Source organism: Tateyamaria sp. syn59 (assembly GCF_007995245.1).
In the GTDB taxonomy this organism is placed as follows: domain Bacteria; phylum Pseudomonadota; class Alphaproteobacteria; order Rhodobacterales; family Rhodobacteraceae; genus Tateyamaria.
Genome location: NZ_VCBA01000026.1, coordinates 1 through 9,007 on the forward strand (window position 1 = coordinate 1; position 9,007 = coordinate 9,007).

The 9,007-nt window shown below is 63.2% G+C and carries 9 protein-coding genes and 2 pseudogenes; 8 read left to right on the forward strand and 3 right to left on the reverse strand.

The genetic code is table 11. The features are described from left to right. Positions 1-926, reverse strand: a pseudogene (locus FD715_RS21675) (phospholipase); the annotation flags it as partial. A gap of 190 nt (positions 927-1,116) precedes the next feature. Here FD715_RS21675 and FD715_RS21680 point away from each other — a divergent pair. From FD715_RS21680 to FD715_RS21715, 8 genes are all read left to right on the forward strand, one after another. After that, positions 1,117-1,386, forward strand: a complete 270-nt coding sequence (locus tag FD715_RS21680) for a hypothetical protein (RefSeq protein WP_147115142.1) — start codon at positions 1,117-1,119, stop codon at positions 1,384-1,386. 6 nt (positions 1,387-1,392) lie between these two features. After that, positions 1,393-1,872: a hypothetical protein gene (locus FD715_RS21685; protein ID WP_147115145.1), complete on the forward strand. Its 480-nt coding sequence runs from the start codon at positions 1,393-1,395 to the stop codon at positions 1,870-1,872. Between the two features lie 279 nt (positions 1,873-2,151). Then, complete coding sequence (locus tag FD715_RS21690) at positions 2,152-2,649, forward strand: hypothetical protein (protein ID WP_147115148.1); 498 nt, start codon at positions 2,152-2,154, stop codon at positions 2,647-2,649. Positions 2,650-2,924: 275 nt separating this feature from the next. Then, on the forward strand, positions 2,925-3,386 hold the full coding sequence (locus tag FD715_RS21695) for a PRC-barrel domain-containing protein (RefSeq protein WP_147115151.1): 462 nt from the start codon (positions 2,925-2,927) through the stop codon (positions 3,384-3,386). Between the two features lie 97 nt (positions 3,387-3,483). Then, positions 3,484-4,191, forward strand: coding sequence for a hypothetical protein (locus FD715_RS21700; RefSeq protein ID WP_147115154.1), 708 nt, complete (start codon positions 3,484-3,486; stop codon positions 4,189-4,191). A 271-nt stretch (positions 4,192-4,462) separates the two neighbouring features. Further along, positions 4,463-5,890 carry a Do family serine endopeptidase gene (locus tag FD715_RS21705; protein ID WP_189799603.1) on the forward strand — a complete coding sequence of 476 codons (1,428 nt, stop codon included), beginning with the start codon at positions 4,463-4,465 and terminating at the stop codon, positions 5,888-5,890. A 112-nt stretch (positions 5,891-6,002) separates the two neighbouring features. Beyond that, positions 6,003-6,206, forward strand: coding sequence for a hypothetical protein (locus FD715_RS21710; protein ID WP_147115160.1), 204 nt, complete (start codon positions 6,003-6,005; stop codon positions 6,204-6,206). A gap of 48 nt (positions 6,207-6,254) precedes the next feature. Beyond that, positions 6,255-7,606, forward strand: a protein-coding gene (locus tag FD715_RS21715; RefSeq protein ID WP_147115163.1) for an IS3 family transposase whose coding sequence is annotated in 2 segments (ribosomal slippage) — positions 6,255-6,591 and positions 6,591-7,606 — 1,353 coding nt in all. Because the reading frame shifts where the segments join, the coding sequence is not laid out codon by codon here. 77 nt (positions 7,607-7,683) lie between these two features. Here the strand turns inward: FD715_RS21715 and FD715_RS21720 are convergent. Together FD715_RS21720 and FD715_RS21725 are read right to left on the reverse strand one after the other, a co-directional pair. Further along, positions 7,684-7,868, reverse strand: a pseudogene (locus FD715_RS21720) (IS110 family transposase); the annotation flags it as partial. Positions 7,869-8,120: 252 nt separating this feature from the next. After that, positions 8,121-9,007 (reverse strand): ADP-ribosylglycohydrolase family protein (locus tag FD715_RS21725; RefSeq protein ID WP_223275035.1); only part of this gene is annotated, 887 nt, incomplete at its 5' end.

Consider the following 9,007-nt stretch of genomic DNA (forward strand, 5'->3'; position numbering starts at 1 on the left):
TCGGCACTGTGCGGGTTGATCACCACGATCTCGGGGCCGTCGGGCTCCCGCAGGCGCTCAGCCATTGCTTCCGCGATCCGGCGCGAGGCGAAGTATTGGCTTTCGATGTAGAGCGCGTCCTGGGCCTGACGAATGGCCTCGAGATAAAGCGCCTCGATCTCGCGTACTTCCGCCCGGTCGCCATAGGCCGGAAGCGTCCGCGAGATCGCCACGGGACGATCGGTCGCCACTGGCGACAACCGCTCCGGCCAGATCGGCCGGCCCGGCATCGGTGCCGCAAGCCGCTCCCCCGTCGCCGCTTCCCAGCGTTCGCGAGCCAGTTCGCCCAGAACGCGCGCGGCTTCGCCGCTGACAGCCGTGGTGATGTCGTGCCACGGACCGTAATGGCGGCCCGAAGTCGGCCGCCTGCGGCGTGGGTCCTCATCGGGATGGTCGCGCGTGTCCCAGCGCTCGGCGGTGATGTCGATCCCGCCGCAGAAGGCCAGCGTGTCGTCAATCACCACGATCTTCTGGTGATGGGCGGCCCCCGATGGATGCGCATGATCGAGCCGCATATGGATGCGCTGGTGCGACAGCCAGTCGGCCACCATGAGCGGCGTCGATCCGCGCGCCAGCGTCTGCAGGGCGCCCAGATCCCATTTCAGCATGCGCACCTCCACCTCAGGAGTGCGCTCGACCACCCAGTCAAGAAAGGCGCCCAATGTGTTCGGCGCCTCTCCTCCCTCCTCGCCGGGCTCGAGTTCGATCCGCGTGTCGAAGTCCCAGCCGATGAACAGGACGCTGCGTCGCGCCTGGGGCACCACCTCGCGGATCACCGAGAAGTAGTCGGCCGCGTCGACGATGACCGCAAGCCGGTCCGCCTGCCCCATCCGCCAGCAGGTCTCCCCCGGTCGCAGGATACGGATCGGACGGCTCAGCTCTGGCATGGCTTCCTCTTGGGCTTCCACTCTTCATGGTTCGAACGAGCCGCAACCGATCTGGTTTCGAAAGGATCGGGGCCCTCATGGAACTGACGAGCAGTTCGGCTCACGGAAATCGTGAACGCCCTGCTTCGAACGGAGATGGCCAGCAATCGTTGGGAGGGTTGATGACACCAGACGCAATCTGGAGGACATTATGACCCTTATCAGCCGCTTCTTCCGCAGCACCGCCCTGACGGCCGCGTTCGGCCTCGGAATGACAGCCGTGCCGGCGCTGGCGCAAGATGACCAGTCCCAGACCGACGGCCAGAATGCGACCGCGCAGGCACGAGATAGCCAGAAGGTGGCCACGGTGAACGGCACCGACATCGTCACCGGCGACGTCATGCGGTTCGTCGACATGCTGCCCGACCAGCTGCGTCGCTCGCAGCCGCCTGAGATGGTCATCTCGAGTGCGATCCAGTAGCTGGTGATGCGCGAGCTGATCTTGGAGGAAGCTCGGAGTGCCAACCTGGCGGAGAACGACCGGGTGAAGCAGTTGGTCGAGCAGTCGACCATCGAGGCCGAAGACGATGCGATGGTGCAGGTCTGGCTCGAGCAGCAGTTCGAGGACGACATCACAGACGAGACTGTTCAGGGGGCCTATGACGCACTCGCGGCGACGAGCGCGCAGGAGCTGCCGCCGCTCGAGCAGGTGCGTCCGCAGATCGAGCAACAGCTGCGGCAGCAGGCCTATGTGGATCTGCAGACCGAGCTGCAGCAGGACGCCGAGATCGTGTTCTACGATGCCACCGGTAACCCCATGACGCAGCAGGGCGGTTCTGATCAGACTAGCAGCTCCGGCTCAGGCGATAGCACCGGCAGCGAACAGAGTGGGGCAAGCTCGACCTCGAGCGATGCCGCCAGCAATGGCTCGGACAATGCCGCCGACGAGAGCTCGTCGGACGATTAGGAGAGCGGAAGCAGCAACTGATAGCTTGTTTGCCGGAACCGTGACCTCCGTATGGGATTAACCCTGTAGGACAACTCCGTTTCGCCTTCAGCGCCGCGCTCTATCCATTACTGGAGGGGCGCGGTTTTCTTGCGCTTATTCCGCGCCGATGCTTCCCTCTTGAGCAATTATCATGAGCACGGACATGGATCTTACGGCTCTCATTCGGTCCGTCATATGAGCCTCCTCGGAACGTTTACATGCTCATCATGTTAGCCTGCCAATCAATGGGAGGTCGAAATGTCGTTTGCATCTCAGGTTGCCCTCAGCATCAGCCGTATATTGAAGGTTTCAACAGGGGCTTCACTTGTCATGGTGACGGCCTGTGCGGAAACGGGGACCACCGCATTGCCCGCATATCAGCTGGCGAATGGGCGTGTTCTCCAGGACGTCGTCACGGTCGCTGGGAACCAATCCGGAGGCGCTCCGGTTCTCACAGCCCTTACGACATACGACGTCAGCGAGCCTGGTCGGACCGTGGTCATCGCCCGAGAATCGGCGTCCACACCCGGGGTCGGAACGGCCATGGCGTCGGGCCTCGGCGCTGCGGCTCTGACATCGGCAGCCATACTCGGATCAGCAGTGATCCTCAACGGTGAGAACAGCGGCGACACGGTGGTCAATGCGAGCTACGCCACAGCCGGCAACACAGCGTCGGATGGGGGTGACGCCGGAGATATCGACGCACTTACGGCGGCGGTTGGCGATTGCGGATCCGGCTGCAGTGCCAGCAACTGAGACAGGAGGGATTTAGTTTGCCTGCCAACAGAGAACCATGGAAGGAACTTCAGCTGGAGTTCGGAGTTGGCCAGACAGACCTTTCGTCAGTGTGAAACTGGGGAGGCTGTATTATCCTGCTGCGCATCGGGGTAATTCAGCCTCCTTTTTCGTTTCGATCTTCTTTCAAATTCTCGCTTTCCGCGCCGACCCCACCTTTCGCTTCGAAACCAAGTGGCGAATTTTCGCTTTCGTCCTAGATGCATATCCAGAGATGAAAGTGGAAGGAATTAGCGATGAAACGCTTCAACATACTGGCGCTTGGCACTGCCGCGCTGATGGTCACCGGAACCGGGGCGCTTGCAGAAGCCCATGCCATGAGCCCCATGGCCAGCGCCGACCTGGCCGGCATGCAGGGTGATCTGATCCGGTCGCGCGACATCACCGGCGGCGCGGTCTACACGACGAACGAAGCTACGGATGAAGGCTGGGATTCGGCCACGGTCTACGACGCGGTCGGCCCCGACTGGAACCAGATCGGCGAAATCGAGGACATCGTCCTGTCCCGCGATGGGCAGATGATCGGGATCGTTGCCGAAGTCGGCGGCTTCCTGGACCTCGGGGACAAGCATGTCATGATCTCTGTCGGTGACGTGAGCCTCGTCGCGGTCGATGACCAGAGCTACTCCTATGTCACCCGGCTGAACGAAGAGGACCTCGAAGCGCTGGAAGGCGTCGACGAAGGCTTCTGGGAATAAGGCAGCCCTGCCTTCGCGTCCGTCCCATAAGAGGGCGGACGCATACCGGCGACGTTAGCGATCAGGAACCCCGCTGGTTCGGGCCTGTTCAGAAGACATGGACAGCCTTTATCTTCTCTCCCTGCTCGCGGCGATCGTCTTCGCGGCGATCCATTTCCTGGTGCCCCACCTGCGCTTTCTGGAGGGCATTCCGCGAAGCCGGTGGCTATCCTTTGCGGGCGGAGTGGCCGTCGCTTACGTGTTCATGCACCTGCTGCCTGAACTGGCGGAACATCAGGAAGCGCTCACCGAAGAGACGTCCTTCGAGCTGCTGGTCTACGCGCTTTCCCTGAGCGGGCTGGCCCTGTTCTACGGGCTGGAGCGTATGGTCCAGAGTTCCAAGCAGGGTCGCGAGCGAGCCGAAGACCATGTGTTCTGGATCCATGCCGTCTCCTTTGCGATCTATAACATCCTGATCGGCTACTTTCTCCTGCACCGCGAAGACCCGAGCGGCGTGTCGCTGGCTATCTATGTCGTGGCGATGGGGCTGCACTTCGTGACGAACGACTTCGGCATGCACGATGATCACCGTGAGCTGTATGACCGAAGGGGACGCTACCTTCTGGCAGCCGCCGTGGTGATGGGATGGGTGCTCGGCGTCGTCCTCGAGATCCCCGAGATCTACCTGTTGGGAACCTTCTCCTTTCTGGCCGGTGGAGTGGTGCTGAACGTCCTGAAGGAGGAACTGCCCGAAGAGCGGCAAAGCAGCTTCGGAGCCTTTGCGACCGGAGTGGCGGGTTACGGCATGTTGTTGTTGGCTCTCTAGACACGTTCGAACGCAGGCTGCCGGACAATGGTGGCCCATCGGTTCGCTACTGCAGGAACATGCCTTCCGTTCCTCAGGGTAGGCGCCCACGTTCCAGATACGCTCATGGCCCCTTCGGCCTCACGCGAATATCCGTGACGGGGGCATGCTTCGCTCATGGAACCGACGCGGACCGCGTCTGTTGCACCCTGAATACTGCGCGTGCCGCAGTCGTTCAGGCAGTCCGGCTCCTCCCCCCGGACCTGCTGCAAGCAAACCGGAGGAACCCCCGATGACCCTTTCCTTGCTTCGCAACGCCGCTTCGGCATTGGCCATTGCTGGCCTCGTCGCCCCTGCAGCGCCCGTTCTTGCACAGAGCGACGCTCAGAGCTCGAACACCTACTCCGCACCGCAGGACTTCACCGGCATCGTGGAGGCGAAAAGCCCGGCCGTCGTGGGCATTGCCGCAAAGGGGGTGGTCGGACCACCGCCGCGCCTGCGTGACATGCCCCCGCTGCCATTCGGCACTCCCGAGCCGCAGCAGCCGCGCGAGGGCACGGCCATGGGGTCCGGCTTCATCATCGACGGCGAGGGCCACATCGTCACCAACAACCATGTGGTGGAAGGGGCCAACGAGATCGAGATCCTGCTACAGGATGGCGAAACGCGGGCAGCGACCATCGTGGGCACCGATCCTGCGACCGACATTGCAGTGCTGAAGCTCGAGGACACCTCCGATCTCACGACGGTGTCTTGGGGCGACAGCGACGCCCTGCAGCCAGGGGCCTGGACGATCGCGATCGGAAGCCCCTTCGGTCTCGGCGGCACCGTGACCGTCGGCGTTCTCTCGGCCACCTCGCGCGACATCCGCTCGGGGCCTTACGACGACTTCCTGCAGACCGATGCATCAATCAACTCGGGCAATTCAGGCGGTCCCCTCTTCAATACTGCCGGAGAGGTCATCGGGGTCAACACGGCCATCTTCTCCCCAAGCGGCGGCAATGTCGGCATCGGGTTCGCCGTGCCGGCCAGCACCGCAGAGGACGTTGTCGAACAGCTCATTTCCAACGGCACCGTGGAGCGGGGCTTCATCGGAATCAGCCTGCAGGGGATCGACGAGAACCTCGCCGAGGCGCTGGAGCTGGAAAACGCGGACGGTGCGATCGTGATCGGCGTCGAACCGGGTAGCCCGGCTGCCTCAGCGGGACTGCAGGAGGGCGATGTGTTGCTTTCCCTCGACGGCGAGCCGATCGAGGATCCGCGCAGCCTGACGCGGCGCGTGGGCGAACTGGCTCCCGACACGACCATTTCCTTGCAGCTGAAGCGCGATGGGGAAACGCAGAGTGTGGAGCTTACCCTTGCCCAGCGTGAAAGCTCGTCGAACCCCGATGGCGGCGAAGGTCCGGCGGTGGATAGCGGGGTGCGCATGGGTGTGGGCCTGACGGCCATCCCCGAGACCGTGCGCCGGGAGCTTGGCCTCGATGAAGGCATCGGGGTGATGGTCCAGAACGTCGCTCCCGGCAGCGCGGCGGCAGAAGCCGGTCTGGCCCAAGGCGACATCATCACCAAGGCTGGGAGCAATGACATCACCAACCCGCAGGATCTCGTCGACGCTTGGAAGGCAGCCGTCGAGAACGAGAAGCCGCTTCTCGTCCGCATCGTGCGCAACAATCGGTCCCTGTTCGTGGCCGTCGATCCCGCCCAGGCCGCTGAGCAGTAGGTCGGCAAACCCAGGTCAGCGGACCTCGGTCCGCTGACCTGACCTCTCGAGTGCCGTCTAGAATAGACTTCTACGCGCCGTTCTCGACCCCATGAACCGAAGGAGGGCGACCATGCTAGACAATTTCATGCTCCCCATGAGCGCAGCCGCCCTGCTGCTGGCCACCTGTGCGCCGATGGCCGAGACCACCCTGTTCGAGAGGACCGACACCGACGGCGACAACGTGCTGTCGCAAAGCGAGTTGTCAGCCACGTTCGGGGCCGAGAACTCGTCTCGCCTGTGTCCCCCGTCAGCGCGTCTGGGACATCTGAGTTGATTTTGTAACGGAGGGTTTCTGGCTCATCGTAACCGCCGAGGAGTGGAGATGAGACAGAAACCCGGAACAGCCAGACCGACGGCGGAGTCGCTGGTGAAGGACATCCGTCGGCGCACGCGGAAGCACCATTCAGCCGAGGAGAAGATCCGCATCGTCCTGGATGGGCTGCGTGGCGAGGACAGCATTGCCGAACTGTGCCGGCGCGAGGGGATTGCCACGAGCCTCCATTACAGTTGGTCGAAGGAGTTTCTCGAGGCCGGCAAGAAGCGGCTCGCGGGCGACACGGCCCGCCAGGCCACCAGCCCTGAGGTCAAGGACCTGCGGCACGAGGCCTCGGCGCTGAAGGAGGCGGTGGCCGATCTCACCCTGGAGAACCGCCTGCTCAAAAAAAGCATGCTCGGGGATGGGGGAGACGAGGCATGAGATATCCCGCTTCCGAGAAGCTCGAGATCATCCGGCAGGTGGAGCGGTCACACCTGCCGGCGAAACGGACGCTCGACATGATCGGCGTGCCGCGCACGAGCTTCTACCGCTGGTATGATCGCTACCTGTCGCTGGGCCCCGCCGGGCTCGAGGACCGGCCCTCGCGACCGAGCCGGGTCTGGAACCGGATTCCTGACAAGGTGCGCGAGCAGATCGTCGATCTGGCCCTCGAGCAGCCTGAGCTGTCACCCCGGGAGCTCGCCGCCCGCTTCACCGACACCCGGCGCTACTTCGTGTCCGAGGCCAGCGTCTACAGGGTTCTGAAGGCCCACGACCTGATCACCAGCCCGGCCTTCGTGGTGATCAAAGCGGCAGGCGAGTTCCACGAGAAGACGACCCGGCCGAACCAGCTCTGGCAGACCGACTTCACCTATCTGAAGGTCATCGGCTGGGGCTGGTTCTACCTCTCGACCATCCTCGACGACTACAGCCGCTACGTCGTCGCCTGGCGGCTCTGCACGACGATGAAGGCGGCGGATGTGACCGCGACGCTGGAAGATGCTTTGGCCGCCTCGGGCTGCGACCGGGCCATCGTCGCTCATCGACCCCGGCTGCTCAGCGACAACGGCAGCAGCTACATCTCCGGGGAGCTGGCTGGTTGGCTTGCCGATAAGGGCATGGATCACGTTCGCGGCGCCCCGAACCACCCCCAGACCCAGGGCAAGATCGAACGCTGGCACCAGACCCTGAAGAACCGCATCCTGCTCGAAAACTACTACCTGCCCGGAGCGCTCGAGGCGGCCGTGGCAGCCTTCATCGACCACTACAACCATCACCGCTACCACGAGAGCCTCGGCAATCTCGCGCCTGTCGACGTCTATCTTGAAAGGGCCGATACCATTCTCAATCGACGAAAGGAGATCAAAGCCAGGACGATTGAGAAGCGCCGTTCGCTGCATCGCGAGACGGCGGCATGAACTGAAACCCCGAACGAGCCAGACCCTCCGTTCGACATCAGACCACCGTGTCCCAAATCATCTGACGACGGACACCCCCAGTGATGCGCGGATGCGCAGGCTTCCATACCAACAAGGCATGGCGACAAGGACAAAAAAAGGGCAGCACTTCACTGCGGCGGAGTTTGCGCTTGGCCACCACTGCTCCATCAGCGCTGATTGCATGCACTTGAAATACCCGCTTCGCGAGATCGAGGCCGACAACGGCAACATCTTGGTTCATGGGAACGCTCCTCAGACCTGGCTCAACGGCCAAATCATCGCACACTACGGGGGTGCAGAGGCCGTCCACAGCATCAGGTCAGAGGTTCTGGATTGTGTCAGAACGGCCAAGTGGACCATCGCCGTTATCAGCCATGGCTACTGAAGGTCCTTGGATTTGAGAAGGCCCTCTTCGCGTGCCCGGCCGGCTGTGGAAGCCGGCCGTGGCAGGCAAATGCTGTTGCTCCACCCTAATCTTGTCTCGCGCCAATGTTCACTGAACGGCTGTGCCTTGAAGATGTTTCGAGAGTGCTTCCCCTTGTCCGCGCAGATCGATCTCGGCGGAATTAACAGTGCAGACCGCATGCACCCACTCGTCCGGTAAGGCCTGTTCGCCGTGCAAAGCACCCACGAGCGCTCCAACGAGCGTCGCGGTGGTGTCGCAGTCTCGGCCGAGGTTGACGCAAACCGGCAGCGCCTCGACCTCTCCCTTAGCATAAGCGAACGCGGCGACGGCCAGCGGGATCTGCTCGGCGAAGAAGAACGTCGTGTAGGGCTCGTCGGTGTCCTCGAGCGGCGCATGTCGGGCCGGCACTGGGGCGTCGGCGGCCGTTGGGGGATCCTCGGGCGTGATCTCCCAGATATGTGCCGTCTCGCTGAAAAGCACCTCATCGTAGAGGCGCGCGGCGAGATCCCAAGTGTCCGTCGCCTCGCCCGCAATGCGCAGGGCGCGGTCGATCAGGGCGATGGCGAGTGGTCCGCATTCGGCGCGCATGACATGGATCACGTCGTTCCATGTCGCGTTCTCACGCAGCGCTTCGGCGATGCCCGCGACCACAGCGGCGACAAAGTCGCGCTCGAGCGGAGCCTTCCAGATCGCCGAGAGCCGCCGGGCCTCGCGGGCCGCGCCTTCGGGATCGCCCGCATGAACGATGCCGAAGGGGAACCACCAGCCGATGCCGCCGCCCTGCTTCGCGGTGTCGCCGGCTTGGCTTGCGTCGATCTCGCCGTCGCGGATACGTTCGAGCACCGGCAGCATGATCTGCGGCCACTGGGTGTCGAGTTCAGCGTTCTCCAGAAGCCACGCTGCCAGCGCCTCCGGTGTGCGGTCACTCTCCTCGGGGAAAGCGAGAATGAAGTTCGCCATGTCCTTACGGCAGA